24 protein-coding genes are annotated in these 25,259 nt (G+C 72.1%); 11 read left to right on the top strand and 13 right to left on the bottom strand.

The window, feature by feature from the left end:
- Positions 1-261: 261 nt before the first annotated feature.
- Positions 262-1,281, bottom strand: coding sequence for a sugar kinase (locus tag KB893_RS13615; protein WP_211925196.1), 1,020 nt, complete (start codon positions 1,279-1,281; stop codon positions 262-264).
- 436 nt (positions 1,282-1,717) lie between these two features.
- On the opposite strand from KB893_RS13615, the gene KB893_RS13610 reads away from it, so the two are divergent.
- Genes KB893_RS13610 through pelA form a run of 6 tightly spaced genes read left to right on the top strand, consistent with a single transcriptional unit; the run spans position 1,718 to position 7,724 of the window.
- Positions 1,718-2,998: a pectate lyase family protein gene (locus KB893_RS13610; RefSeq protein ID WP_211925195.1), complete on the top strand. Its 1,281-nt coding sequence runs from the start codon at positions 1,718-1,720 to the stop codon at positions 2,996-2,998.
- Entirely contained in the window at positions 2,985-3,785 is an 801-nt protein-coding gene (locus KB893_RS13605) for a 2-keto-4-pentenoate hydratase (RefSeq protein WP_211925194.1), read from the top strand. Before KB893_RS13610 ends, KB893_RS13605 begins: the two co-directional genes overlap by 14 nt.
- Complete coding sequence (locus KB893_RS13600; RefSeq protein WP_211925193.1) at positions 3,782-4,765, top strand: TRAP transporter substrate-binding protein; 984 nt, start codon at positions 3,782-3,784, stop codon at positions 4,763-4,765. The genes KB893_RS13605 and KB893_RS13600 overlap by 4 nt, the downstream gene beginning before the upstream one ends.
- Position 4,766: 1 nt before the next feature.
- Positions 4,767-5,261 (top strand): TRAP transporter small permease, encoded by a 495-nt coding sequence (locus KB893_RS13595; RefSeq protein ID WP_211925192.1) that lies wholly within the window; start codon positions 4,767-4,769, stop codon positions 5,259-5,261.
- Positions 5,261-6,541 carry a TRAP transporter large permease gene (locus KB893_RS13590; RefSeq protein WP_211925191.1) on the top strand — a complete coding sequence of 427 codons (1,281 nt, stop codon included), beginning with the start codon at positions 5,261-5,263 and terminating at the stop codon, positions 6,539-6,541. Before KB893_RS13595 ends, KB893_RS13590 begins: the two co-directional genes overlap by 1 nt.
- Before the next feature lie 55 nt (positions 6,542-6,596).
- Positions 6,597-7,724 carry a pectate lyase gene (gene pelA / locus KB893_RS13585; RefSeq protein WP_211925190.1) on the top strand — a complete coding sequence of 376 codons (1,128 nt, stop codon included), beginning with the start codon at positions 6,597-6,599 and terminating at the stop codon, positions 7,722-7,724.
- 10 nt (positions 7,725-7,734) lie between these two features.
- Here pelA and KB893_RS13580 read toward each other — a convergent pair whose 3' ends face one another.
- The gene (locus KB893_RS13580) at positions 7,735-9,228 is read right to left on the bottom strand and encodes a mannitol dehydrogenase family protein (protein ID WP_338026958.1); all 1,494 of its coding nucleotides are present in this window, start codon (positions 9,226-9,228) and stop codon (positions 7,735-7,737) included.
- The gene (locus KB893_RS13575; protein ID WP_211925189.1) at positions 9,225-10,769 is read right to left on the bottom strand and encodes a UxaA family hydrolase; all 1,545 of its coding nucleotides are present in this window, start codon (positions 10,767-10,769) and stop codon (positions 9,225-9,227) included. Before KB893_RS13575 ends, KB893_RS13580 begins: the two co-directional genes overlap by 4 nt.
- Before the next feature lie 197 nt (positions 10,770-10,966).
- Between KB893_RS13575 and KB893_RS13570 the strand changes: the two genes are divergently transcribed.
- From KB893_RS13570 to kduD, 4 genes are all read left to right on the top strand, one after another.
- Positions 10,967-12,043 carry a LacI family DNA-binding transcriptional regulator gene (locus KB893_RS13570; protein WP_213173795.1) on the top strand — a complete coding sequence of 359 codons (1,077 nt, stop codon included), beginning with the start codon at positions 10,967-10,969 and terminating at the stop codon, positions 12,041-12,043.
- A 187-nt stretch (positions 12,044-12,230) separates the two neighbouring features.
- A complete protein-coding gene (gene uxaC, locus KB893_RS13565; RefSeq protein ID WP_211925187.1) occupies positions 12,231-13,643 on the top strand; it encodes a glucuronate isomerase in 1,413 nt (470 codons plus the stop codon).
- Between the two features lie 50 nt (positions 13,644-13,693).
- A complete protein-coding gene (gene kduI / locus KB893_RS13560) occupies positions 13,694-14,542 on the top strand; it encodes a 5-dehydro-4-deoxy-D-glucuronate isomerase (protein WP_211925186.1) in 849 nt (282 codons plus the stop codon).
- A 5-nt stretch (positions 14,543-14,547) separates the two neighbouring features.
- Positions 14,548-15,315: a 2-dehydro-3-deoxy-D-gluconate 5-dehydrogenase KduD gene (gene kduD / locus KB893_RS13555; protein WP_211925185.1), complete on the top strand. Its 768-nt coding sequence runs from the start codon at positions 14,548-14,550 to the stop codon at positions 15,313-15,315.
- 47 nt (positions 15,316-15,362) lie between these two features.
- On the opposite strand, the gene KB893_RS13550 is transcribed toward kduD, so the two are convergent.
- Positions 15,363-16,337, bottom strand: coding sequence for a TerC family protein (locus tag KB893_RS13550; RefSeq protein ID WP_211925184.1), 975 nt, complete (start codon positions 16,335-16,337; stop codon positions 15,363-15,365).
- Between the two features lie 410 nt (positions 16,338-16,747).
- Here KB893_RS13550 and KB893_RS13545 point away from each other — a divergent pair, with 410 nt between their 5' ends.
- Positions 16,748-17,926: a class I SAM-dependent rRNA methyltransferase gene (locus KB893_RS13545; protein WP_211925183.1), complete on the top strand. Its 1,179-nt coding sequence runs from the start codon at positions 16,748-16,750 to the stop codon at positions 17,924-17,926.
- Between the two features lie 4 nt (positions 17,927-17,930).
- Here the strand turns inward: KB893_RS13545 and KB893_RS13540 are convergent, their stop codons facing one another.
- The 9 genes from KB893_RS13540 to KB893_RS13500 form a co-directional block, all read right to left on the bottom strand.
- A complete protein-coding gene (locus KB893_RS13540; protein ID WP_211925182.1) occupies positions 17,931-19,259 on the bottom strand; it encodes a diguanylate cyclase in 1,329 nt (442 codons plus the stop codon).
- 149 nt (positions 19,260-19,408) lie between these two features.
- Positions 19,409-20,383: an MlaA family lipoprotein gene (locus KB893_RS13535; RefSeq protein WP_211925181.1), complete on the bottom strand. Its 975-nt coding sequence runs from the start codon at positions 20,381-20,383 to the stop codon at positions 19,409-19,411.
- A 22-nt stretch (positions 20,384-20,405) separates the two neighbouring features.
- Positions 20,406-20,696, bottom strand: coding sequence for an STAS domain-containing protein (locus KB893_RS13530; protein ID WP_211925180.1), 291 nt, complete (start codon positions 20,694-20,696; stop codon positions 20,406-20,408).
- Positions 20,680-21,354: an MlaC/ttg2D family ABC transporter substrate-binding protein gene (locus KB893_RS13525; protein ID WP_211925179.1), complete on the bottom strand. Its 675-nt coding sequence runs from the start codon at positions 21,352-21,354 to the stop codon at positions 20,680-20,682. Before KB893_RS13525 ends, KB893_RS13530 begins: the two co-directional genes overlap by 17 nt.
- Positions 21,351-21,884: an outer membrane lipid asymmetry maintenance protein MlaD gene (gene mlaD, locus KB893_RS13520; RefSeq protein ID WP_211925178.1), complete on the bottom strand. Its 534-nt coding sequence runs from the start codon at positions 21,882-21,884 to the stop codon at positions 21,351-21,353. The genes KB893_RS13525 and mlaD overlap by 4 nt, the downstream gene beginning before the upstream one ends.
- Positions 21,885-21,906: 22 nt before the next feature.
- Entirely contained in the window at positions 21,907-22,650 is a 744-nt protein-coding gene (locus tag KB893_RS13515) for an MlaE family lipid ABC transporter permease subunit (protein ID WP_211925177.1), read from the bottom strand.
- Complete coding sequence (locus KB893_RS13510) at positions 22,647-23,453, bottom strand: ABC transporter ATP-binding protein (RefSeq protein WP_211925176.1); 807 nt, start codon at positions 23,451-23,453, stop codon at positions 22,647-22,649. The genes KB893_RS13515 and KB893_RS13510 overlap by 4 nt, the downstream gene beginning before the upstream one ends.
- Positions 23,454-23,566: 113 nt before the next feature.
- Positions 23,567-23,965: a hypothetical protein gene (locus KB893_RS13505; RefSeq protein ID WP_211925175.1), complete on the bottom strand. Its 399-nt coding sequence runs from the start codon at positions 23,963-23,965 to the stop codon at positions 23,567-23,569.
- 98 nt (positions 23,966-24,063) lie between these two features.
- Positions 24,064-25,203, bottom strand: a complete 1,140-nt coding sequence (locus tag KB893_RS13500) for a hybrid sensor histidine kinase/response regulator (protein ID WP_213173794.1) — start codon at positions 25,201-25,203, stop codon at positions 24,064-24,066.
- Between the last annotated feature and the right edge of the window lie 56 nt (positions 25,204-25,259).

Raw genomic sequence — 25,259 nt, 5'->3', positions numbered from 1 at the left:
ATCGCGTCGGGCATGTTGAGGGGAAACCGGTGTCATGCGCAATCGCGGGTGGGGCGGGAAGGGGGAACGGGGAACGGGAAACGGGAAACGGGAAACGGGAAACGGGAAACGGGAATTGGGAATTGGGAATTGGGAATTGGGAATTGGGAATTGGGAATCGGGAATCGGGAATCGGGACTTGCGGGTCGCGCCTGGGCGCTGGGGGCGGCGTCCATGTCCCGAGCGCCACGCCCCATGCCCCGCGTCGCCCGCCCTCTCCCCTCAGCGCCGCACGTCGAACTGGCCGGTCGCGACGAAGGCGGCGATGTCGCTGGCGTCCAGCAGCATGAAGTCGCCGGGAAGGGAGTGCTTGAGTACGCCGGAAGCGAGGCCGAAGCGGAGGGCGGCGTCGTCGTCCATGCCGCTGCGCAGGCCGTGCAGCACGCCGGCGGCGAAGGCGTCGCCGCCGCCGATGCGGTCGACGATGCCCGCGACCGTATAGCCGGGCGTGGCGTGGCGCGCGCCGTCGCGCACCGCCATCCGTGCGCACAGCGCATGGTGGTCGACGCTGTGCACGTCGCGGCGGGTGCAGGCGATGCGGCGCAGATTCGGGAAGGCGGCGAACGCGGCGTCGGCGGCCTCGGCGAAGCGGCGCTCGGGATCCTCGGCATCGAAGCTGCGGCCGAGCACCAGGGCGAAGTCGCGGTGGTCGGCGAAGGCGATGTCGGCCTCGGCCATGAGCTGGCGCAGCAGGGCCGGCGCGTCGCCCTGCCAGGCCTGCCACAGGCGCCCGCGGTAGTTGCCGTCGAAGGACACCGTCAGCCCCGCCGCGCGGGCGGCGCGCGCCGCCCGCAGGGCCGCCTCCGCGCTGGCCGGACCGAGCGCGGGGGTGACGCCGGACAGGTGGAAATGGTCGGCGCCCTCGAGCGCGGCGTCCCAGTCGATCGCATCGGCCGCGGCTTCGGCGAAGGCCGAGCGCGCGCGGTCGTAGACCACTTCGCTCGCGCGGTGCACCGCCCCCGGCGAGAGGAAATACAGGCCCATGCGGCCCGGTGCGCGCAGCACGCGCGCGGTGTCGACGCCGTGCCGGCGCAGTTCGCCGAGCGCGGCGCCGCCGAGCGGGTTGTCGGCGACCACGCTGGCGAATCGCACCGCATGGCCCCAGCGCGCCAGCGCGACGGCGACGTTGGCCTCCGCCCCACCGACATGGACGTCGAGCTGGGGCGACTGCAGCAGCAGCTGCCGGCCGGGTGCGGACAGCCGCAGCAGGAGTTCCCCGAAGCACACGATGCGAGCCGCCATTTCTCCTCCCGATTGTGATCGTCATGGTCGTCGCGACGTCGATGCTGGCCTGCAGCATCGACCGGCGCGCGCCATCGCCACGCCGGAAAAGTCGCCAGCCGCGCATGTTCCGGCGCGGTCGAAGCGCGCATTCGAACACGCCGGGCGACCTTCTTGTTGCTGCGCTGCGGTGTCTGGTAGCGTTTTTGACCACCGGTGTCACTGCAGCGATTGTGGCCGATGTTACCGGTGTCATCACGTCATACCAGCCGCCGGCAGCGCTGCGGCGGACGCGGATCGGAGGGGGTCGCAGCCATGCACAGCCACGTGCGCCGAGGCGCCAGGTGAGGGCGGCGTGCGCCGCAGTCTTCCCCGCGTCACCGGGTGCGACCGCGCCGCTTCCAGCGCCGTGGCCGCAGCGCGGCCCGCGACAACGTCTTCCGAAGGAGATTCCCGCATGATCCTGCGCCGCCTCGCCTTGCCCGCCCTGGCCCTGGGCCTGCTGTTCGCGGCGCTGCCTGCCGTCGCCGCCGCACAGTGGGCGCAGACCGACGGCGGCCGCGGCGGCCGCATCGTGCGGGTGACCACGCTCGCCGCCGACGGCCCCGGTTCGCTGCGCGCGGCGCTGGCCGAGCGCGGGCGCCGCATCGTGGTGTTCGAGGTCGGCGGCGTGATCGATCTCGACCGCAAGGGCATCACCATCACCGAGCCCGAAGTCACCGTCGCCGGGCAGACCGCCCCCTCGCCCGGCATCACCCTGATCCGCGGCGGCATCGGCGTGCGCACCCACGACGTGATCGTGCAGCACCTGCACATCCGGCCGGGCGACGCCGGCGCCGCACGCGGCGAATGGGAATCCGACGGCCTCTCCGCCTCGGGCGCGCACGACGTGGTCTTCGACCACAACTCGCTGACCTGGGCGATCGACGAGAACGGCTCGGCCTCCGGTCCGCGCTTCGATGGCGGCGGTCCGGCGGACTGGCGCGAGGCGACCTCGCACCGCATCACCTTCAGCAACAACCTGATCGCCGAGGCGCTGGCGCATGCGACGCATGCCAAGGGCGAGCACTCCAAGGGCGTGCTGGTCCACGACAACGCCACCGGCATCCTGATGACCGGCAACCTGTTCGCCCACAACTTCGAGCGCAACCCGCTGTTCAAGGGCGGCGTCCACGGCGCGGTCCTCAACAACCTGATCTACAACCCCGGCCAGCGCGCGATCCACTACAACCTGATCGCCTGGGAGTGGGAAGGCGAGGACTACCAGGACGGCGTGATGGACATCCGCGGCAACGTCCTGCGCGGTGGCATGGACACGGCGGAGGGCCTGCCGCTGCTGACCTTCGGCGGCAGCGGCGACCTGCGCGCGCATCTCGCCGACAACATCGCGGTCGACCGCTTCGGCCAGCCGCTGCCCACGAGCGGGCGCTACACCACCGGTCCCGCGCGCCTGGTCGAGACCGACACGGGCATGGACCTGCCGCGCGGCTTCGCGCTGCGTCCGGCCGCGGAGGTCGAGGAGGCCGTGCTCGCCGAGGCCGGCGCGCGGCCGTGGGACCGCGATCCGCACGACATCCGGATCATCGCCGACGTGGTCGAGGGCCGCGGCCGCATCCTCGACAGCCAGGACCAGGTCGGCGGCTACCCCGCCTACGAGGAGACCCGCCGCGCCTTCGATCCCGCCGACTGGGATCTCGACACGCTCACGCCCAAGGGAGGCTTCGATGACCACGGCTGACGCCAACGCGATCGCCACCGCCTTCGTCGCCGCGCGCCGCGAGGCGCGTGCGCTGCCGACCTATCCCGGCCCGATCCCGGCCGATCTCGATGCAGCCTACGCCATCCAGGACGCCGCGATCGGGCGCTGGGGCGACGCCGTGGCCGGCTGGAAGGTCGGCGCCATCGCGCCGACGTGGCGCGAGCGCTATCCGGAGGAGCGCCTGGTCGGGCCGGTGTTCGCCCGGCGCGTGGGCCGCGCCGGAGATCCCGTCGCGCTGCCGGTGATCGACGGCGGCTTCGCCGCGGTGGAGGCGGAGTACGTGGTCCGCGTCGCCCGCGACGCCGATCCGCGCCGGCTCGACTGGACCGCCGAGGCCGCGGCCGGCCTGGTCGGCGCGCTGCACATCGGCGTGGAGTTCGCGGCCAGCCCCTTCGCCGGCATCAACGACCACGGCCCGGGCGTGACCGTCTCCGACTTCGGCAACAACGCCGGCCTGATCCTCGGCCCGGAGCTGGCCGGCTGGGATGCCGACGGCCCGGAATGCCGCACGCTGCTCGACGGCGTCGAGGTCGGGCGCGGTCGGCCCGGCTCGATTCCCGGCGGCCCGCTGGCGGCGTTCGCCTTCGCGCTCAACCGCTGCGCGCGCCGCGGCCGGCCGCTGCGCGCCGGCGACCTGGTCACCACCGGCGCGGCCACCGGCATCCATCCGATCGCGGTCGGCCAGCACGCCGAGGTGCGCTGCGGCGAGCTCGCGCCTATCCGCTGCCATGCGGTGGCGGCGGCGGCCGAGGACGCGGCGCGGTGATCTCGCGCCGCGGAGTCCTCGCCGCGGGCGCGGCGCTGGCCGCGCTGGGCTGGCGCGGCGCGACCGCGGCGCCGGCCCCGCTGACCCTGACCGCCGCCGACGTGCACGTCGCCGACTATCCGACGGTGCGCGCGGTCGAATGGATGGGCGGGGAGCTGGCGCGCGCGACCGACGGGCGCATCGGCCTGCGCATGTACCACGCCGGGCAGATCGGGCGCGAGGGCGACACCGTCAACCTCGCCCGCTTCGGCGCGCTCGACCTGGTCCGCGTGAACGTCGCCGCCCTCAACAACGCCTTCCCGCTCACCCGCGTGCTGGCCCTGCCCTACGTGTTCGAGTCAGCCGACCACCTGCACCGCGGGCTCGACGGGCCGATCGGGCGCGAGATCCTGGATGCCTTCGCCGCGCGCGGGCTGGTCGGCCTGGCCTACTACGACTCCGGCGCGCGCTGCTTCTACAACACCCAGCGCCCGATCGTGGTGCCGGAGGACCTCGACGGGCTGAAGATCCGTACGCCGCCCTCGGACATCTTCATGGACGTGGTCGGCGGCCTCGGCGCCAACGCCACGCCCCTGCCCTACGGCGACGTGTTCTCGGCGCTCGGCACCCGGCTCATCGACGGCGCCGAGAACAACTGGCAGACCTTCCACACCAGTCGCCAGTTCGAGGTCGCGCGCTACTGGTCGCAGTCGGAGCATTCGTACGCGCCGGAGGTGCTGTTGATGTCGAAGCAGCGCTTCGACGCGCTGCCGCCCGCCGACCGCGACCTCGTGCTCGACGCCGCCGCGCGCTCGGTGCCCTACATGCGCGGCCTGTGGGACGCGAGCGAAGCCGCGTCGCGGCAGGCGGTGCTGGACGCCGGCATCGCCTTCAACGAGGTCGACCGCGACGCGTTCCGGCGTGCCGCCGAACCGATCGTGGCGCCCTACCTCCGGGATGCCGCGCTGCGGCGCCTGTACCACGCACTGCGGGAGGCCTGAGATGACGGGCGGACTTCATCGGGCGCTCGCGCGCCTGGCGCAGGCGGCCACGGCCGTCGCCGGCATCGGCCTGGTGGGCATGGCGCTGGTGCAGGCCTGGCAGGTGTTCGCGCGCTACGTGCTCAACGACTCGCCGGGCTGGACCGAGCCGGTGACCCTGCTGCTGATGTCGACCACGATGATGTTCGGCGCGGCGGTGTGCGTGCGCGCCAACTCGCACTTCGGCTTCTTCCTGCTGGTGCAGCTCGCGCCGCCGCCGCTGGCGCGCGCCCTGCGCGCGCTGGCGAGCGTGGTGGTGATCGCGATCGGCGCCGCGCTCGCGGCATGGGGACTGCAGCTGCTGCTGGCCGACTGGGACGCGCCGATGGCGGGCGCACCGCTGCCGCAGGGACTGATGTTCCTGCCGATCTGCATCGGCGGCGCGCTGGTCGCGCTGTTCGGGCTCGAGCGCCTTGTGCAGCCGGTGCCGCCCGCATACGAAACGGAGGCGGAGTGATGGACGTGGTGGTGCTGTTCGGCGTGTTCGCGGTGCTGCTGCTGCTCGGCGTGCCGGTCGGCTTCTCCCTGGCGAGCGCAGCGCTCGCCACGCTCGCCTGGATCGGCCTGCCGCCGATCGTGTTCGTGCAGCAGACCGCCTCCGGCGCGGCGACGATCTCGCTGATCGCGATCCCGCTGTTCATCTTCACCGGCGAGATCATGCTGCGCGGCGGCATCTCCGACCGCATCATCGCCCTGGCCAGCTCCCTGGTCGGGCACCTGCGCGGGGGCCTGGGCCAGGTCAACGTGGTCGCCTCGCTGCTGTTCGGCGGCGTGTCCGGCTCGGCCATTGCCGACGTCTCGGCCATCGGCGGCACCATGATCCCGCAGATGACCAAGCGCGGCTTCGCGCCGGACTACGCGGTCAACGTCTCGATCTCGGCGGCGCTGGCGGCGCTGCTGGTGCCGCCCTCGCACAACCTGATCCTGTACTCGGCCGCGGCCGGCGGCGGCATCTCGATCGCCTCGCTGTTCACCGCCGGCATCATCCCCGCGCTGATGGTGACGCTGGCGATGGGCATCACCGGCTGGGTCATCGCCCGACGCCGCGGCTTCGCGGTGGAGGCCTTCCCCGGCTTGCACGCGGTGTTGCGGCGGCTGGTGGCGGCCCTGCCCGGCCTGCTGCTGGTCGCGCTGATCCTGGGCGGCATCCGCGCAGGCATCTTCACCGCGGTGGAGAGCGCGGCGGTCGCGGTGGTCTACGCGCTGCTGGTCACCGCCCTGGCCTATCGCCAGCTCCAGCTCCGCGCCTTCCTGGCGACCTGCGCCGGCGCGGTACGCTCCACCGGCGCGATCCTGTTCGTGATCGCCGCGGCGGCGTCATTCGGCTGGCTGATGGCCTACCTGCAGCTGCCGGCGGCCGCGGTCGAGGCGCTGCAGTCGGTGGCCGACAGCCGCATCGCGATCCTGCTCCTGATCGTGCTGGTGCTGCTGGTGCTCGGCACCTTCATGGACATGGCGCCGCTGATCATCATCACCACGCCGATCTTCCTGCCGGTCGCCAAGGCCTTCGGCATCGATCCGATCCACTTCGGCATCGTGCTGATCCTCACCGCCGGCATCGGCCTGATCACGCCGCCGGTGGGCTCGGTGCTGTTCGTCGGCGCGGCGATCGGCCGCATCAGCGTGACCCAGGCGCTGCGCGGGATCTGGCCGTTCTACCTAGCGGCGATCGCGGTGCTGGCGCTGGTGATCTTCGTGCCCGGGCTGTCGCTGTGGCTGCCGGCGCTGTTCAAATGACATCGCCGTAGGCCGCGCGCGGCCGCGGCCCGTTCCGCGCCGGGAGTCTCCAGCAGTGCCGCGTCCGCGTCCGTCCGTCCACGCCCTTGCCCTCGTCCTCGCCGTGGCGGCGGCGCAGGCGGCGCCGCCGATCCCGCTCGACGGCTTCGCCGACGGCATCCACCACTGGCAGAACCTGCACGGCCGGGACTACCCGCGGCATCCGCCCGACGCGGTGCGCGCCATCGCCGACAACATCCTGCTGTACCAGCGGCGCGACGGCGGCTGGATCGAGAACCGCGACCCGCTGCGCGTCCTCGGTACCGACGAGATGGCGGCGCTCGAGGCGGAGAACGAGGCCAGCGGCGGCAGCTTCGACAATCGCAACGTCTACACCCAGGTCGAGTACCTCGCCGCAGCCTGGGCCCGCAGCGGCGATGCGCGCCATCGCGACGGCGCGCGGCGCGGCCTCGACTTCATCCTCGCCCACCAGCTCGACGGCTGCGGCGGCTGGCCGCACACGGTGCCGGCGCGCGCGAGCTACCACCCGCACCTCACCATCGCCGATGCGGTGACGCCCGGCGTGCTGGGCACGCTGCGACGGCTCGTCGCTGCCGATGCGGACGCCGGACTCCTCGATGCCGCCACCCGCAGCCGGGTGCAGCGCGCGATCGCCCGCGGCGACGCCTGCCTGCTGCGCCTACAGGTGATGCAGGACGGCGTCCGCACCGGCTGGGCCGGCCAGTACGACGCCTCCACGCTCGTGCCGGCGCAGGGCCGCGCCTTCGAGCTGCCGGCGCTGGTGTCGGACGAGAGCGTGGCCGTGCTGCGCTACCTGATGTCGATCCGGGATCCCTCGCCCGAGGTCGTCGCCGCGGTCGAGGCCGGCATCGCCTGGCTCGAACGCTCGGCGCTGCATGGCCTGCGGCTGGAGACGGTGCCCGCGCCCGAGGTGCGCTACGCCTTCCACATCTCGCGGACCGACCGGCGCCTGGTCGCGGACGCCACCGCGCCGCCGCTGTGGGCGCGCTTCTACGATCTCGCCGACAACACCCCGCTGCTGGCCACGCGCGAGGGCCGGCGCGTCGCCCGCTACGCGGACATCCCGCGCGAGCGCCGCACCGGCTACGACTGGTACGGCAGCTGGCCGCAGGCCTTCCTCGACGAGGAGGTGCCGGCATGGCGCCGGCGCCTCGCGCGCTGAGCCCGGCGCTTCAGACCGGCTGGAACTGACGCAGTACCTGGCCGACGCAGCCGGGCACGCGCAGGCAGTCGTAGGCCTGCGCCAGCGCCTCGCGGAACGCTGGCGACTCGCGCAGCGCGGGCGGGAACACGTCGTGCAGCGCGAGGAAGCGCGGCACGTCCGCGGCTGCGCTGCCGTCGCAGGCGCGGCCGAGTTCGAACAGCCGCTCGGCCAGCGGATCGGTCACGCGCTCGCCGGCCCCGGCGCGCTGGCGCACGAAGTGCATCCACGCCGCGACCGGCAGGCACAGGCGGTCGATCCCGCGTCCGGCGGCCAGCGCGTCGGCGATGGTGCCGAACAGGCGGAACGGCAGCTTCTGCGAGCCGTCCCAGGCGATCTGCGCCAGTGCGTGGCGGATGCTGGGATTGCGGAAGCGTGCGAGCACGGCATCGACGTAGGCGTCCAGGTCCAGCCCCTGCGGCGCGCGCAGCGACGGCAGGATGTCCTCGCGCATCAGCACGCGCACGAAGCCCGCGAGCGCGGCGTCGTCCATGGCCTCGCCCACGCTCGCATGCCCGGCGAGCAGGCCGAGGTAGGCGAGCGTCGAGTGCGCGCCGTTGAGCAGGCGCAGCTTGGCCTGCACGTAGGCCGGCACGTCGTCGGTGAGGGTCGCGCCGACCGCCGCCAGATCCGGCATCGGCCCGCAGGCGCGATCTTCGATCACCCATTGGGTGAAGGCCTCGCGCTGCACCGGCCAGGCATCGCGCAGGCCGGTGGCCGCGGCCACGCGCGCGCGCAGCGCGTCGTCGGTGGCGGGCACGATGCTGTCGACCATCGTGCGCGGGAACGCGCCCTCGCTCTCGATCCAGGCGGCGAGGCCGCGGTCGTTGGCCGCGGCCAGGGCGCGCACCGCGGCGCCGAGGCGATGGCCGTTGTCGACGAGGTTGTCGCAGCTCAGCACCGTGAACGGCGCGAGTCCGGCGGCGCGGCGCCGGCGCAGGCCCTCGACCAGGTAGCCGATCGCGCTGCGCGGGATGTGCGGATGCGCGCGATCGTGGGCGACGTCCGGGTGCGTCGCGTCGAGCGCGCCGTCCGCGTCCAGGCAGTAGCCCTTCTCGGTGATGGTCAGGGTGACCAGGTGGGTCCCCGCCGCGGCCAGCCGCGCGAGCACGCGCTCGGGATCCTCGGGCGCCACCAGCACCTCGCGGATCGAGCCGATCACGCGGAAGCCGATCTCGGCATCGAGCGTGGCGGCGGTGTACAGGCCGTCCTGCGGCATCAGCGCATCGCGCACGCCGGTGCTGTGCAGCGACACCGCACAGATGCCCCAGCGCGGATCGGACGCCAGCACGCTGTCGGCGAACTCGGCCTGGTGCGCGCGATGGAAAGCGCCGGGGCCGAGATGGACGATGCCGATCGCGACCGCGTCGGGGTCGTAGCCCGGCCGCCGGGTGGCCGCGCTGGCCTGGGCGAGGCTCGCGCGGGCCAGCGCGGGGCGGTCGGTCGCATCCGGGACTGCGTTCACAGCGTCACTCCATTCTTCCAGAGGGCGATCTCGCGCTCGCCGTTGCGCTCGTTGTTGGCCTGGCGGCCGGAGGCGGTGGCCAGCACCAGGTCCATGAGGTCGTCGGCGACGGCCTCCATCGGCCTGCCGCCGAGCACCGCGCCGGCGTCGAAGTCGATCCAGGTCGGCTTGGCCGCGGCCAGCTTGGAATTGGAGGCCAGCTTCAGCGTCGGCACCGGGAAGCCCAGCGGCGTGCCGCGCCCGGTGGTGAACAGGATGAGCGTGGCGCCGGCGGCAGTGAGCGCGGTGCAGGAAACGGCGTCGTTGCCCGGCGCCTCGAGCAGGGCCAGTCCCTTCGCGCCGGTCCGCTCGCCGTAGCGCAGCACCTGGGTCACCGTCGCGTGGCCGCCCTTCTGCACTGCGCCCAGCGACTTCTCCTCCAGCGTGGTGATGCCGCCGGCGATGTTGCCGGGCGAGGGGTTCTCGCTGACCGGCTGGCCATAGTCGAGGAAGTAGCGCTTGAAGTCGTTGACCACCGCGACCATGCCGTCGAACACCTCGCGGCTGGCGGCACGCTCCATCAGCAGGTGCTCGGCGCCGAAGATCTCCGGGATCTCTGTCAGCACCGGGGTACCGCCGGCGTCGGCGACGCGATCGGCCATGCGCCCGACCAGCGGGTTGGCGGTGATGCCGCTGAAGGCGTCGGAGCCGCCGCACTTGAGCCCGAGGACGAGGTCCGACAGCGGGCAGCGTTCGCGGCGGTCGTGCTGCAGGGTCTCGACCAGCTCGGCCACCGCCTGCAGGCCGTCGGCGATCTCGTCGGCGCTCTGCTGCGCATTGAAGGAGCGGATCCGCGCCGGGTCCATCGGCCCGAGCGACTCGATCAGGCGCTTGAGCTGCAGCGATTCGCAGCCGAGCCCGATCAGCAGCACGCCGCCGGCGTTGGGATGGCGCGCGAGCGCGGCGAGCATGCGCCCGGTGCGGTCGAGGTCATCGCCGAGCTGCGAGCAGCCGAAGGGATGCACGATCGGCACCACGCCGTCGATGCGCCCGGCGAACTCGCGCGACGCGGCCTCGGCGACGCGCTGCGCGATGCGGCTGACGCAGCCGACCGTGCACAGCACCCAGACCTCGTTGCGGGTGCCGACGCGGCCATCGGCACGGCGGTAGCCGTCGAAGCCGGGCTCCGCCGCCGCCTGCGCCGCTGCCGCGGCGGACACGGACGCGGGCGCGGGCGCCCATGTGTAGTCGAGTTCGCCCGACAGCGCCGTGGCCAGGTTGTGGCTGTGCACGTGGCGGCCGGGTTCGATCGCCGCGGTCGCGGTGCCGATCGGGAAGCCGTACTTGTGCACCGGTGCGCCGGCGGCGATGGCGCGCAGGGCGAACTTGTGCCCGCGCGGGATGCCGTCCGCGAGCGTCACCGCGCCGCCGCCGACCTCGATGCGTTCGCCGGCCTGCAGGTCCACGACCGCCACCGCGACCTCGTCGCGCGACGCGACCTGCAGCGCGCGTGGCGCTGTGCCGGAGGCGGAAGCCGTGGCGGAGTCGGCAGTGCTGGACATTGGGCAGGCGGCGCCCCGGCGCGCTAGTCTGGTAACCGGTGTCATTAGAACGAGGGACCGCCGCCGTGTCGAGCCGCAGCGCAGCGAAAACATCGTCCCGGCGGCGCGGTGCGGCGGGAGACGGCGCGGATGTCCCGACGCGGGACAACGCATGCTTAAATGCCGCTCCCGGCGCGTCGCGCCACGCGAGCGCGCCGATGACCGCATCCCGCAGCAAGAGCGCCGCCAGGACCGCGCCGGCGGACGGCGTCGAGGCCGGCCTGCCGCTGCCGGGCAGCGTCGTGACCATCAACGACATCGCGCGCCTCGCGGGCGTGTCGAAGAAGACCGTGTCGCGGGTGATCAACGCCTCGCCGCTGGTGCGCCCCGACACCCGCGACCGCGTCACCGCGCTGATGCGCCAGGTCGGCTACGTGCCCGATCCGCAGGCCCGCGGCCTCGCGTTCCGGCGCTCGTTCCTGATCGGCATGGTCTACGACAACCCCAACGCGCAGTACATCGTGCACGTGCAGAACGGCGCGCTCGACACCCTGCGCGACTCCGGCTTCGAGCTCGTCGTGCATCCCTGCGACAGCCGCAGCGGCGAGTTCATCGAGGGCGTGCGCCAGTTCGTGCAGCGGCAGAAGCTGCACGGGGTGATCCTGCTGCCGCCGGTGTCGGAGAACCCCGACCTCGCCGAGGCCCTGCGCGCGCTCGGCGTGCGCTACGTGCGGGTGGCGTCGGTGCCGCTCGACGACGCGCCGCACATGGTCGTGTCCAACGACCGCGAGGCCGCCGGGGAGGTGGCGCAATACCTGGACTCGCTCGGCCACCGCAACGTCGCGCTGATCGCCGGCCCGTCGACCTACCGCTCCGCGCACGAGCGCGGCGGCGGCTTCACCGAGGCGCTCGAGAAGCGCGGGATCGTGCTGCCGCCGACGCACGTGGCCGAGGGCGGCTACACCTTCGAATCCGGCGTCGCCTGCGCCGAACGCCTGCTGGCGCTGCGGCCGCGCCCGACCGCGATCTTCGCCTGCAACGACGAGATGGCCGCCGGCGCCTACAAGGCCGCCTACCGGCTCGGCCTCAAGGTGCCCGAGGACGTGTCCATCGTCGGTTTCGACGACAGCCCGCTGGCATCGCGGCTGTGGCCGCCGCTGACCACGGTGCGCCTGCCGATCCGCGACATGGGCCGGCAGGCGGCCGCTCAGCTGATGGCCACGGCGCCGGCCCCGGCGGGGACGCTCACGCCCTACCTCGCCGTGCGCGATTCCTGCCAGCCGCCGGCACGCTGAGCCCGCCGGCGCAGCCGCACCGCAGGCGCGGAGCGCGGTGCGAAACTTGCGCGCTGCAGCAGTCGGAGCGGCCCGCCGCGCTTCCCCAGCGCCTCGCGGGCGCGCTGCAGTGCAGCGATGACACCGGTTACCAAAGCGGGTGTCCACCGCTATCATTGGGTGCGTCCATCCTCTCGATGCCGCGCCCATGTCCAAGCCGCTGGTCCTCCACGACGACCGCCTGTTTCCCGCCGATCCGACCACCCGCGCGATCGCGAAGCGGCTGTATGCGCATGTGCGTGCGCTGCCGATCATCAGCCCGCACGGGCACACCGATCCCTCGTGGTTCGCACGCAACGAGGCGTTCTCCAATCCGACCGAGCTGCTGCTCGCACCCGACCACTACCTCTACCGCATGCTCTACAGCCAGGGCATCGCGCTGGAAGACCTGGGCGTGCCCTCGCTGGCGGGGCCGTCGCAGGCCGACCCGCGTGCGGCCTGGCGCCTGTTCGCGGCGAACCAGCACCTGTTCCGCGGCACCCCGTCCTCGGGCTGGCTGGCCTGGGTGTTCTCGAAGGTGTTCGGGCTCGAGGTGCAGCTCGACGCCGACACCGCCGACCACTACTACGACACCATCGACGCCGCGCTGCGCACCCCGGAGTTCCGCCCGCGCGCGCTGTTCGAGCGCTACAACATCGAGCTGATCGCGACCACCGAGTCGCCGATCGACTCGCTCGCGCACCACGAGGCGATCCGCGACAGCGACTGGTCCGGCCGCGTGATCAGCGCCTATCGCCCGGACGCGGTGATCGATCCCGAGCACGAGCAGTTCCAGAGCGCCCTGGCACGCTTCGCCGAGATCACCGGCGAGGACACCCACTCCTGGAGCGGCTATCTCGCCGCGCACCGCAAACGCCGCGCCGACTTCGCCGCGGTCGGCACCACCTCCAGCGACCACGGCCATCCGACCGCGCGCACCGCCGACCTGGCGCCGGCCGAGGCCGAGACGCTGTTCGCGCGCGTGGTCGCCGGCAAGGCCGGTGCGGAGGACGCGGAGCTGTTCCGCGCGCAGATGCTGACCGAGATGGCGCGCATGAGCCTGGACGACGGCTTCGTGCTGCAGATCCACCCGGGCGCCTTCCGCAACCACAACACCACCCTGTTCTCGAGCTACGGCCGCGACAAGGGCGCCGACATCCCGAGCGGCACCGAGTACGTGCGCGCGCTGCAGCCGCTGCTCGGCCGCTACGGCAACGACCCGCGCCTCTCGATCATCGTGTTCACCCTCGACGAGACCAGCTATAGCCGTGAGCTTGCGCCGCTGGCCGGGCACTACCCGGCGCTCAAGCTCGGCCCGGCCTGGTGGTTCCACGATTCGCCGGAAGGCCTGATGCGCTTCCGCGAGCAGACCACCGAGACCGCGGGCTTCTACAACACCGTCGGCTTCAACGACGACACCCGCGCCTTCCTGTCGATCCCGGCCCGTCACGACACCGCGCGCCGGATCGACTGCGCCTGGCTCGCGCGCCTGGTCGCCGAGCACCGCCTGGACGAGGACGCCGCCGCCGAGGTGGCGGTGGATCTCGCCTACAACCTGCCCAAGCGCGCCTACAAGCTCTGATCGCGCCGGCCGGTCCCACACGCCCCCTGAAGCTTTCGCAAGGAGTCGCCATGTACTGCAAGACCTACCACGCCACCCACCCGGACATGATGGCGGGCGTCAGCAACGAGCAGCTGCGCGACCGTTACCTGATCGGCGACCTGTTCCAGGCCGACGCCATCCGCCTCAACTACACCCACTACGAGCGCTTCGTGATCGGCGGTGCCGCGCCGGTGTCGAAGCCGGTGGCGCTGCCGGTGCAGAGCGAGCCGGACTCGGCCAAGGGCCATCCGTTCCTGGAGCGCCGTGAGCTCGGCGCGGTGAACGTCGGCGGCGGCGCGGGCCGCATCGTCGTCGACGGCACCGCCTACGACCTCGCGCCGAAGGACGGCCTCTACATCCCGATGGGCTGCAAGGAGGTGAGCTTCGAGTCGGTCGACGGCGCCGACCCGGCGCGCTTCTACCTCGCCTCGACGCCGGCACACGCGCGCTTCGAGGTCAAGAAGATCTCGATCGCCGACGCGGTGCCGCTGGAGCGTGGCGCGCTGGAGACCTCCAACGAGCGCACGATCTACCAGTACATCGTGCCGCAGACCTGCAAGTCCTCGCAGCTGCTGCTGGGCCTGACCATCCTCAAGCCGGGCAGCGTCTGGAACACCATGCCGCCGCACCTGCACGACCGTCGCAGCGAGGTCTATTTCTACTTCGACCTCGGCGCCGACCAGCGCGTGATGCACTTCATGGGCCAGCCCGAGGACATGCGCCACATCGTGATGCAGGACCGCGAAGCGGTGGTGTCGCCGCCGTGGTCGATCCACATGGGCGCCGGCACCTCCAACTACACCTTCATCTGGGCGATGGGCGGCGAGAACCTCGACTACACCGACATGCACGTCCTCGACATCTGCCAACTGAAGTGAGCGCCATGACGACGTCGAATCCGTTCTCGCTGGACGGCCGCGTGGCGATGGTCACCGGCGCCAACACCGGCCTCGGCCAGGGCATCGCGGTGGCGCTGGCGCAGGCCGGCGCCGACGTCATCGCGGTCGGCCGCAGCGCGCCGAGCGAGACGCAGGCCGCGGTCGCCGCTGCCGGGCGGCGCTGCCACTGGGTCGAGGCCGCGCTCGACGAGGCGACCCACGTCGCCGACATCGTCGAGCGCGGCAATGCCGCCCTCGACGCGCCGGTCGACATCCTGGTCAACAACGCCGGCACCATCCGCCGTGCCGACGCGCTGGACTTCACCGAAGCCGACTGGGACGCGGTGATGGGCGTCAACCTCAAGACCGTGTTCTTCCTCTCGCAGGCGGTGGCGCGGACCTGGGTCGCGGCCGGGCGTGGCGGCAAGATCGTCAACATCGCCTCGCTGCTGTCGTTCCAGGGTGGCATCCGCGTGCCCTCCTACACCGCGAGCAAGTCCGGCCTGCTCGGCATCACCCGCCTGCTGGCCAACGAGTGGGCGGGCAAGGGCATCAACGTCAACGCGATCGCCCCGGGCTACTACGCCACCAACAACACCCAGGCGCTGCGCGACGATCCCGAGCGCAGCCGCGACATCCTCGCCCGCATCCCCGCCGGGCGCTGGGGCGAACCCTCCGACCTGGGCGGCGCGGCGGTGTTCCTGGCGTCGCGGGCCGCCGACTACGTCAACGGTGCGGTGCTGCCGGTGGACGGGGGCTGGCTGGCGCGCTGAGGGCGAGCCTGGAACGCAGAACCGGGTTCGTTCCGTCCCGGTTCCGCTCAGCCGACCCCGGGCGGCTGCGCCGGCGGTTCCTTCTTCGGCATCAGCACGCTGGCCAGCATCGCGCCGCCGACCAGCAGCGCGACCACGCCCAGCGCGATGCCGATCGGGATCTTGTAGACGTCGACGATCAGCATCTTGGTGCCGATGAACACCAGCACCAGGGCCAGGCCGTAGCCGAGCAGGTGGAACTTCTCGGCCATGCCGGCGAGCAGGAAATACAGCGCGCGCAGGCCGAGCACGGCGAAGACGTTCGAGGTCAGCACGATGAAGGGATCGGTGGTGATCGCGAAGATCGCCGGGATCGAATCCACGGCGAAGATCACGTCGGTCACCGCGATCAGGATCATCACCACGAACAGCGGCGTGTAGCGGCGGATGCCACCCTCGCGCACCACCAGCGCATTGCCGTGGAAGCGGTCGGTGAGCTTGAGGTGCCTGCGCATCAACTTCAGCGCCGGGTTGTCGTCCAGCGAGGGCGGGTCGCCCGCCGAGAACAGCATCTTCGCGCCGGTCAGGACCAGGAACACGCCGAAGACGTAGAGGATCCAGTGGAACTGCGCGATCAGGGCGGCGCCGATGAAGATCAGGATCGCGCGCAGCACGATCGCGCCGATGATGCCGATGATGAGCGCGCGCTGCTGCTGCTCGGCCGGGACCGCGAAGTAGCCGAACACCATCAGGAACACGAAGATGTTGTCGACCGCCAGCGCCTTCTCCACCAGGTAGCCGGTGAGGAACTCCATCGAGATCCGCTGCGCGTCGGCCGGCGGCAGTGTCGTGCCGAGGTACCACCACAGTCCGAGGTTGAACAGCATCGCCAGCGCGATCCAGGCGATGCTCCACAGCAGCGCCTCGCGCGTGGACACCTTGTGGGCGCCGTTGCGCTGCAGGACGAGGAGGTCGACGGCGAGGGCGACGAGGATGAGGACGACGAAGACCGTCCACATCAGGGGAGTTCCGATCGTAGTCATGCGGGTCAGGGGTCCTGGATAAGCGAAACGCCCCGGCGTGGGCCGAGGCGTTTCCGTATTCCGGACGCACCTTCGCCGTCACCGGCGAAGGTCTTGCCCGCGATGCCCACGGCGACCGCCATGGATCCCGCCTGCCGGACCGGGGCCGTTCGCGACGACCCGTACTGACGACCGCGGCAGCGTTGGAGCTACTCCCCTTCAGGGACGGCCACTGTGGCGGGGCGGGTCGGAGGGTGTCAATGGGGGCTGTGGTGAAGCGGGAGCCGGGAACCGGGAATCGGGACCTCGAGGATCGCGCTCTCTCCAAAGAGTGCGTTCCGGGGCATCGCGCAAGCTCAGGTCCCAATTCCCCAGTCCCGATTCCCGGCATTTTCCATCCCCCTCCCCCCGCCACCCCGTAAAATGCCCCGATGACTGCCCCCGTCCCGCCGCTGCCCACCGTCCGCCTCAAGATCGAGCGCCGTTCCAACCATCCGTGGATCTTCCAGAAGATGGTGGAGAAGCCCGCCGAGAAGCCGCGGCCGGGGAGCGTGGTCGACATCGTCGACCGCGCGGGCGCCTGGGTCGGACGCGGGTTCTACAACGGCCATTCCCGGATCGCCCTGCGGGTGCTGACCGAGCGCCGCGACGAGGCGATCGACGCCGACTGGTTCGCGCGCAGGATCGCCGACGCGGTGCGCCTGCGCCGCGAGCTGCTGCGTCTGGACGAGGTCGCCGACGGCTGGCGCGTGGTGCACTCCGAAGGCGACGGCATCTCGGGGCTGGTGGTCGACCGCTACGGCGACCTGCTGGTGGTCGAGTTCTTCTCCGCCGGCGCCTTCCGCCACCGCGAGTGGATCTACGCCGCGCTGCGCGCCGAGTTCCCGGGCTGCCGCTTCTACAGCTTCGCCGAGGACCACGTGCAGAAGCAGGAGAGCTTCGACTTCCGCGCCCCGGAGGCGCCGGAGCCGGCGCTGATCACCGAGCACGGCGTCCGCTTCCGCGCCAGCCCGGGCAGCGGGCACAAGACCGGGTTCTTCGCCGACCAGCGCGACAACCGCGAGTTCCTGACCCGCTTCACCCGCGACGCGCGCGTGCTCGACCTGTGCTGCAACTCCGGAGGCTTCGCGATCTACGCGAAGGCGCGCGGCGGCGCGGCCGAGGTCACCGGCATCGATCTCGACGAGGAGATCCTCGCCATCGCCAGGAAGAACGCGCAGCTCAACGACGCGAAGGTGCGCTTCGTCCAGTCCGACATCTTTCCGTGGCTGCGCGAGGCGGCCACGCGCGGCGAGGCCTGGGACGTGGTCGTGCTCGACCCGGCGAAGATGACCCGCGACCGCGAGCAGGTGATCCCGGCGCTTAAGAAGTACCTCGACATGAACAAGCTCGCCCTGTCGGTGGTGAAACCGGGTGGCGTGTTCGCGACCTTCTCCTGCACCGGGCTGGTGAGCGAGGAGCAGTTCCTTGACATGCTGCGCCGCGCCGCGTTCTACGCCGGCCGCACGGTGCAGGTCCTGCGGGTGGCCGGGGCCGGCGGCGACCATCCGTTCATGGCCCACGTGCAGGAGTCGCGCTACCTCAAGGCGGTGTTCTGCCGGGTCGACTGAGGCCTCAGGCCGCGGCCTCGTCGCTCGCGCCCGCCGCGACTACGCGGTTGCGTCCGGCCGCCTTCGCCAGGTAGAGGCGGCGGTCGGCCTCCAGCAACATCTCGTTGAGCGTGCCGCGCGTGGCGGTGACCACGCCGACGCTGATGGTGACCGCGACCTCGTGCTCCTCGAAGCGCAGCGCCAGCGCCTCGATGCGCGCGCGCAGGGCGTCGAAGAAGATCTCCGCCAGTTCGCCCTCGAGGCCCGGCGCGAGCACGCAGAATTCCTCGCCGCCGAAGCGCGCCGCGACATCGCCGGCGCGCGCGTGCCCGTCCACCGCCTCGGCCACCGCGCGGATCACCATGTCGCCGCAGTCGTGGCCGTAGCCGTCGTTGACGCGCTTGAAGAAGTCGATGTCGAGCATCGCCAGCGCCACCGGCTCGCCGCGCTGGCGCGCCTCCTGGATCAGCGCGCCGCCCCGCTCGAACAGGTGGCGGCGGTTGGCCAGGCCGGTGAGGAAGTCGCGCGTGGCCAGGTCCTGCAGGGAGCCGATCAGCTCGAGGCTGTCGACGTTCTGCGAGATGCGGCAGAAGAACTCCTCGCGCGAGAACGGCTTGTGCAGGAAGTCGTTGGCGCCGCTCTTGAGGAACTCGGCGACCAGCGAGCTGTGGTTGCTGCCGGAGACGCCGATGACCGCGACGCTGTCGCGCGCGCGCCGCGTGCGCAGCCGGCGCAGGAACTCGATGCCGCTCATGCCGGGCATCTCGTAGTCGGCGATGACCAGCCGGATCGACGGGTCGCGGGCGAGCGCGGCGAGCGCCTCGGCGCCGCTGGCGGCCGCGCGCACGTGGAAGCCGTAGAGCCCGAGCAGCGCGCCGGCGAGCTGCCGCGCCGAAGGCGAATCGTCGACCACCAGTGCGGTGATCCGGCGATTGCGCTCCAGGCGCTGCACCAGCCAGACGAGGTAGTCGACCGCGCCGGGCGTGTCCTTGAGCACGTAGTCGACGATCGAGCGGCCCAGCAGGCGCTGGCGCACGGCCTCGTCGAACACGCCGGTGACGATCACCGTCGGCAGCCCCTGGCCGACGAAGGTCTCCACCACCGCGCTCTGGTCGCCGTCGGCCAGCACCAGGCCGGTCAGCACCAGGAAGAACGGACCCTGCTCGGCCAAGGCCCGGCGCGCCTGGGCCAGCGAACCCGCGGTCACCACCTCGACGCCGAGCCGTTCGCGCAGGGCAGTCGCCAGCACCTCGCTGAACATGCGCGAGTTCTCGACCAGCAGGACGCGGGCATCCGCCGGCCGTGCCGACGGTGCCCCGGGCCGCAGCGGAATCGGCGGGAAGCCCGGCGTCATGCCGCTCTCCGGGACGGCACCCGGAGCCGGAGGACGATGCGGTGGCGAGGCGTCGAACGCACGCGGCGTCCTGCAGGAAGGTCGTTCCCCGGACTATCGGCCGCGGCGGCCGTTTCTTGAGCACATTCCCAAGGGCCGGCGGCGCCGGCTCAGGGGAAGGGCTGGTCCCCGCCCGGTGCCGGCTCCTCGGCCGGCAGCGGCGCACCGTCGTAGCCTTCCTCGCCGGGCAGCGGCTCGTCGAGGTAGTCGGGCAGCGAGGGCTCGGCCTGCTGGCGCGGGTGCACGTGGTCGCGCAGGCCGGGGATGTGCTGGATCACGCGGCCCGGCACCGAGCTCGAGCGGTCGCGGATCATGTAGTTGCGCCGCTGCAGCCAGCCGTCGCGGACGATGATGTAGTCGTCCTCGACGCCCTGGGTGAGTTCGTCGACCGCGAACAGCTGGGTGCGCAGGTCGACCAGGGACAGACCGATGAGCGCGTAGCGGGCCTGGTCGTCGTCGACGAAGCGGTAGGGCGACAGGGTGCCGTCGCCGGCGCTGCCGAAGGCGTCGCGGACCGTGCGGGGCCCCAGGAAGGGGAGCTCCAGGTAGCGCGAGCGATCCCAGCCCCAGACCGCCAGCGTCTGCCCCAGGTCCTCGTCGTAGAGCGGCAGGTCCATTGCGCTGGCGGGGTCGAACAGGCCGCCGATGCCCAGCGTCGCGTTGATCAGGAAGCGCCCGGCGGCGATGCCGGCGTCGGCGGGATGTCCCTGCAGCAGCAGGTGCAGCGCGGTCAGCGGCTGGAACAGGTTGGTGAAGAAGTTGCGCACCCCGGTCCGCACCGGCTGCGGGACGACCGCGACGTAGGCGTGCGCGAGCGGCTCGGCGACGGTGCGGTCGACCACCTTGTTGAAGCGGTGCATGCGCCGGTTGAACGGTTCCCAGGGGTCGACCCGGAAGCGGTCGTCGATGACCGCCTGCTCCGCATCCAGCAGGGCGGCCTCCGTGGGCGCGGTCGGCGGTTCGGCGGACGCCGCGGCGGTGCCCAGGGCCGTCGCCGGGTCGGGCGGCGACTGCGCGGCAGCCGTTCCGGCGCAGGCGGCAAGCATCAGGCCGAGGAGGAAGGCCGTCGGACGGGAAGTGGACATGGTGGAGGTCCGGGGGAGGGCGTCAGCGCAGGTCCGGCGCCAGACGGTAGGCGGAACGCAGCTCGTCGAAGCCGGCGGGGGCGTGCAGGATAGCCGCCGGGGCGCCGGCGGTCTTGGCGGCACGTGCGCAGGCCTCGGCCACCAGCGCGAGGCCGACGGTATCGAGCGCGACGACGCCGGCCAGGTCGATGCTGGCGAAGCCCCCCGCCGGCAGCGCGGGCCACAGCGAGGGCACGGTACGGCGGTCGATGCGGCCGCTCAGGTGCAGCGAACCGCCTTCCAGCCGCGCCGCCGCGTCACTCGACGGCGGCATCGGCATCGGCCTGCAGGGCGCCCGCGCGCAGCTCCTGGGTGAGCTGGTCGAGGGACTTGGTCCTGAGCGCGGCGTCGAACTGGGAACGGAAGGTCTGCACGAAGCTGACGCCCTCGACGATCACGTCGAACACCTTCCAGCTCCCGTCGGACCGGCGCATCAGGTAGTCGACCGGGATCGGCGAGCCCGCCCTGCGGGTGATCTGGCTGGTGACCCGCACCACCGCGCCGTCGCGCAGCGGCTGCTCGCCGGTGACGGCAACGTCGGTGCCGCCCTCGACCTCCAGCAGCGAGTTGCCGTAGCGGCGCATGAGGTTGCCCGCCAGCGCGTCGGCGAAGGCGGCGACCTCGGCATCGGACGCACTGCGGCCGTTGCGGCCCAGCACCAGCCGCGCGGCGTAGACCTTGTCGAAGATCTGGTCGAACTCGCCCTTGATGAAGGCCTGCAGGGCGGCCGGATCGGCGCGGAACGCGTCGCGTCGCGAGGTCAGGGTCTGCAGCACGCGGCGGCTGTTGGCCTCGACCAGCTGCGACGGGCTCGACGCCGTCTGGCCGGCGGCGGCCGGCGCCTGCGCCACGGCGTCGAAGGCCGGGACGGCACATGCCACGGCGAGCAGGGCGCCCAGCAGCGCGCGGCGGGGAAGGGTGGTGTGGATCATGGTGCGTCTCCTTGGATCCCGTCGGTCGCGGACGGGCTGCCGGCTGCGCCGGACGGTTCTTCCTGATCGCCGCCGCTGCCGAAGATGTACTTGGCGATCAGTTCCTCGAGCACGACGGCGCTCTGGGTGTAGATGATCTCGCCGCCATCGCCCAGCGGCTCGGGGTCGCCGCCCGGCCCGAGGCCGACGTAGCGCTCGCCGAGCAGGCCGGCGGTGAGGATCTTGGCGTCGGTATCGGCGGGCAATTCTGCGCCGAAGGCCGGGTCCAGCGAGAGGGTGACCAGCGCATCGAAGCGTTCCGGGTCGAGGTCGATGCGCTCGACCTGGCCGATCGCCACGCCGCCGATCTTCACCGGCGCCCGCACCCGCAGCTCACCGACGTTGGAGAAGCGGGCGGTGACGCGGAAGCCGCCGCCACCGCCGCCGACCTTGCCGTTGGTGGAGGCGAAGGCCAGCACCAGCAGCGTGGCCAGGGCCAGGAGCAGGAAGGCGCCGACGGCGAGTTCGAGGCGGTTGTTGGATGGAGTCATGTCCGGATCGCGAGGATGCGCGTCAGCTGTTGAACAGCAGCGCGCTGAGGATGAAGTTGAAGACCAGCACCAGCAGCGAGGCGTTCACCACCGCCCGCGTGGTCGCCACCGAGGTGCCCTCGATGGTCGGTTCGGCGTGGTAGCCGACGTGCGCCGCCACCAGCGCCGCCGTGCCGCCGAACACCGCGGCCTTGAGGAAGGCGACCACGAAGTCGGTGCGGAAGTCGACGCTGCCCGACAGCGCCGACCAGAAGTAGCCGGCGTCGACGCCCAGGACCTGCACCGCCTCCAGGTAGCCGGCGGCGATCGCGAAGGCGCAGAAGAAGCCGGTCAGCAGCGGCACGGTGAGCACCGCCGCCCAGAAGCGCGGCGCGACCACCCGCGAGACGGGGTCAATCGCCATCAGGTCCAGCGCCTGGATCTGGTCGGTCGCGCGCATCAGCCCCAGCTCGGCGGCGATGGAGGAACCCGCGCGCCCGACGAAAAGCAGCGCCGTCAGCACCGGCCCGAGCTCCCGGTAGAGCGACAGCCCGAGCAGGGTGCCGAGCGAGTTGCTCGCGCCGAAGGTCGACAGCGTCCGGAATCCCTGCAGGGTCATGACCAGGCCGACGAAGGCGCCGCCGACGGCGATGATCGGCAACGAGCGCGCGCCGATCGCGTAGATCTGCCGCGCCAGCTCGCGCAGGAAGTCGCGTCCCGGCACGCTGGCGCGCAGCACCGAGAACGCGAACAGCCCGGTCGCCCCGATCGAGCGCAGCGTGCTCATGCCGCGGCCTCCGCATGCCGGCCGGCGCCGATCTCGAAGGGAATCGGACCGTCCGGATGACCGCCCAGGAACTGGCGTACCAGCGGATCCGCGCTGCGCTCGAGCTCGGCCGGGGTGCCGCTGAACACGACGCCGGCGTTGGCCACCACCAGCACCCGGTCGGCGATCGGCAGGGTCTCGTGCACGTGGTGGGTCACGATGACGCTGCTCAGGCCCAGGGTGTCGGTGAGGCGCCGGATCAGGCTGACGATGACGCCCGCCGCGATCGGGTCGAGGCCGGTCAGCGGCTCGTCGTAGAGCATCAGCGGCGGATCGAGCGCGAGCGCCCGGGCCAGCGCGACGCGCCGCGCCATGCCGCCGGACAGCTCGCGCGGGTACAGGTCGGCAGCGGCGCGCAGGCCGACCGCGTTGAGCTTGAAATCGACCACCCGCGCCAGCAGCGGCGGCGGCAGGTCGGCATGGGTACGCAGGGGCAGGGCGACGTTCTCGGCGACGGTGAGGTCGGTCAGCAGACCGTTGCCCTGCAGCAGTACACCGATTCCGCGCCGCAACTCGAGCAGTTCCCGGCGGCGCCCGTACGGCACCGCCCGGCCCAGCACCTCGACCGACCCGGCGGTCGGACGCAGCTCGCCGGTGACCGCCGAGAGCAGGGTCGACTTGCCGACGCCGCTGGGCCCGAGGATCGCGGTGACGGTGCCCGGGTCGACCCGCATGTCCACCCCGCGCAGGATGGTGCGCGCGCCCCGCGCGAGCGAGACGCCGTCGAGTCGCACGATAGGCTGGGAGTCAGCGGATTGGGCCATGCCGGTGCCGGATACGAACGCGCCCCGCGGACTGCGGGGGCGCCATTGTCGCATGCGCCGTATGACTTACAAACGCGCGTGTATGTTTAGCGGAGCGTGCCGCCGCGAAGCGCTCAGCGCGCGAGCAGCTTGCGACCCTTCTTCTCGACCCGCGTGGCGACCTTGCCCGCCTGGTCGGCGAGATCGCTGCTCTTGTCGACCAGCGACTTCACCGCTTCGGCGGTCAGCCGCTTGACGTCCTTGTTGAGGCTGGCGATCGAGCTGCTGCTCTTGCCGAGGTAGCCGGCGCGCCTGAGCGCATACACCGCGCCGGCGGCGGCCGCGGCACCGATCGCGATCATGGCGGCGGTCTGGGCCGTCTTGCGCGCGGGCGTCTTCTTGCTGGTGGCGCGCTTGGCCGGCGCCGTGGTCACCGCGCTGACCTCGCTGCGCGCCGTGGCCCGTCCGGGCCGTGCGGCGCGGCGCGCGGCGGTCTTGCGGGCGGTGGTGTTGCCGGTGTCGTTCTCGGCCATGCCGGCGTCTCCTGTCGAAGGGTGGGGAGGGGGCGCGACAGTGATACCGACGCGTCGATGAAACGCGCGTGTTGGCGGTGCAACGACGGGAACGGCGCTCAGGTGCCGGGTGCGGCGAGCGGCAGTTCGAAGGCGAACATCGAGCCGCCCCCGGCGCGCGACTCGTACCAGAGCTCGCCACCCATGTGCGCGATGTCCTGCTTGGCCAGCGCCAGGCCCAGGCCGCTCGAGGGTTCGTTGCCGGTCGGCTGGGTCGCCAGGCGGACGTAGCGGCGGAACAGGTTCTTCTGTTCATCCGCACTCACGCCGGGGCCGCGGTCCAGCACCGCGACCCGGACCGTGCCGGGGGAACCGCGGCCGACGACGATGCGGATCTCGCCGTCGGGCGGCGAGAACTTGATCGCGTTGGAGATCAGGTTGTCGAGCACCTGCAGGAGGGCGTCGGCATCGCCGAGCGCGCGCGCCTCGGTCTGGATCTCGACCTCGAGCCGCAGCAGCTTGGCCTGCACCTGGACGTCGGCGCGTCCGGCGCAGCGCTCGATGACCGCGCGCAGGTCGACCGGCTCGCTCTGGAAGCTGCGCAGCAGCTCGCCCTCGGCACGGCGTTCCAGATAGCGCCGGATGAAGGCGAGCGCGTCCTCGGTCGAGGTCATGATGATGCGCACCAGCTTCTCGGGGCTGGGCGGGCCCTCGCCGCCGCGCTGCAGGAGCTGTGCGCTGAAGTGGATCGACGACAGCGGGTTCTTGAGGTCGTGGGCGACGATCGCGGCGAGTTCCTCGCGCTCGTGCGCGACGCGGCGGAGGTGGTCGCGCACCAGCTTGAGCTCGAGGTGGTTGCGCACCCGCGCAAGCAGTTCCTCGGCCACGAAGGGCTTGGTGAGGTAGTCGACGGCGCCGGCTTCGAAGGCGCGGATCAGATGCTCGCGTTCGCTGGCGGCGGTCAGAAAGATGGCCGGCACATGGGCGGTCGCCGGCGCTTCCTTCAGCGCACGCAGCACCGCGAAACCGTCCATCCCCGGCATCATCATGTCCAGCAGCACCAGGTCCGGCGGCGTCTGTGCGGCCAGCTCGAGCGCACGCTCGCCACTGCCAGCCAGGAGCGTCGCGTGGCCGGCCTGGCGCAGCACCGTGGAGATCAGGCGGAGGTTGGGCTCCTGGTCGTCGACGACCAGCACGCTGGGTGCGCGGCCGGCGAGCATGGCAAGGGAACGCGTATCGCGGGCTGCTGGATCCTGCATCGCATCATTCTGGCGGCGCGGCGACGCCAGGGGAAGCCGAGGATGCCGACACGAGA

The sequence above is a fragment of the Coralloluteibacterium stylophorae genome (genome assembly GCF_018122625.2).
GTDB lineage: Bacteria > Pseudomonadota > Gammaproteobacteria > Xanthomonadales > Xanthomonadaceae > Coralloluteibacterium > Coralloluteibacterium stylophorae.
This window is presented reverse-complemented; position numbering and strand designations above follow the sequence as displayed.

Bases quoted from the DNA above. Each gene is read 5' to 3' on its own strand.
- KB893_RS13615 (WP_211925196.1), bottom strand. From the start codon at position 1,281: ATGGCGGCTCGCATCGTGTGCTTCGGGGAACTCCTGCTGCGGCTGTCC.
- KB893_RS13610 (WP_211925195.1), top strand. From the start codon at position 1,718: ATGATCCTGCGCCGCCTCGCCTTGCCCGCCCTGGCCCTGGGCCTGCTG.
- KB893_RS13605 (WP_211925194.1), top strand. From the start codon at position 2,985: ATGACCACGGCTGACGCCAACGCGATCGCCACCGCCTTCGTCGCCGCG.
- KB893_RS13595 (WP_211925192.1), top strand. From the start codon at position 4,767: ATGACGGGCGGACTTCATCGGGCGCTCGCGCGCCTGGCGCAGGCGGCC.
- KB893_RS13590 (WP_211925191.1), top strand. From the start codon at position 5,261: ATGGACGTGGTGGTGCTGTTCGGCGTGTTCGCGGTGCTGCTGCTGCTC.
- KB893_RS13575 (WP_211925189.1), bottom strand. From the start codon at position 10,769: ATGTCCAGCACTGCCGACTCCGCCACGGCTTCCGCCTCCGGCACAGCG.
- KB893_RS13570 (WP_213173795.1), top strand. From the start codon at position 10,967: ATGACCGCATCCCGCAGCAAGAGCGCCGCCAGGACCGCGCCGGCGGAC.
- uxaC (WP_211925187.1), top strand. From the start codon at position 12,231: ATGTCCAAGCCGCTGGTCCTCCACGACGACCGCCTGTTTCCCGCCGAT.
- kduI (WP_211925186.1), top strand. From the start codon at position 13,694: ATGTACTGCAAGACCTACCACGCCACCCACCCGGACATGATGGCGGGC.
- kduD (WP_211925185.1), top strand. From the start codon at position 14,548: ATGACGACGTCGAATCCGTTCTCGCTGGACGGCCGCGTGGCGATGGTC.
- KB893_RS13550 (WP_211925184.1), bottom strand. From the start codon at position 16,337: ATGACTACGATCGGAACTCCCCTGATGTGGACGGTCTTCGTCGTCCTC.
- KB893_RS13545 (WP_211925183.1), top strand. From the start codon at position 16,748: ATGACTGCCCCCGTCCCGCCGCTGCCCACCGTCCGCCTCAAGATCGAG.
- KB893_RS13540 (WP_211925182.1), bottom strand. From the start codon at position 19,259: ATGACGCCGGGCTTCCCGCCGATTCCGCTGCGGCCCGGGGCACCGTCG.
- KB893_RS13535 (WP_211925181.1), bottom strand. From the start codon at position 20,383: ATGTCCACTTCCCGTCCGACGGCCTTCCTCCTCGGCCTGATGCTTGCC.
- KB893_RS13530 (WP_211925180.1), bottom strand. From the start codon at position 20,696: ATGCCGCCGTCGAGTGACGCGGCGGCGCGGCTGGAAGGCGGTTCGCTG.
- KB893_RS13525 (WP_211925179.1), bottom strand. From the start codon at position 21,354: ATGATCCACACCACCCTTCCCCGCCGCGCGCTGCTGGGCGCCCTGCTC.
- mlaD (WP_211925178.1), bottom strand. From the start codon at position 21,884: ATGACTCCATCCAACAACCGCCTCGAACTCGCCGTCGGCGCCTTCCTG.
- KB893_RS13515 (WP_211925177.1), bottom strand. From the start codon at position 22,650: ATGAGCACGCTGCGCTCGATCGGGGCGACCGGGCTGTTCGCGTTCTCG.
- KB893_RS13510 (WP_211925176.1), bottom strand. From the start codon at position 23,453: ATGGCCCAATCCGCTGACTCCCAGCCTATCGTGCGACTCGACGGCGTC.
- KB893_RS13505 (WP_211925175.1), bottom strand. From the start codon at position 23,965: ATGGCCGAGAACGACACCGGCAACACCACCGCCCGCAAGACCGCCGCG.
- KB893_RS13500 (WP_213173794.1), bottom strand. From the start codon at position 25,203: ATGCAGGATCCAGCAGCCCGCGATACGCGTTCCCTTGCCATGCTCGCC.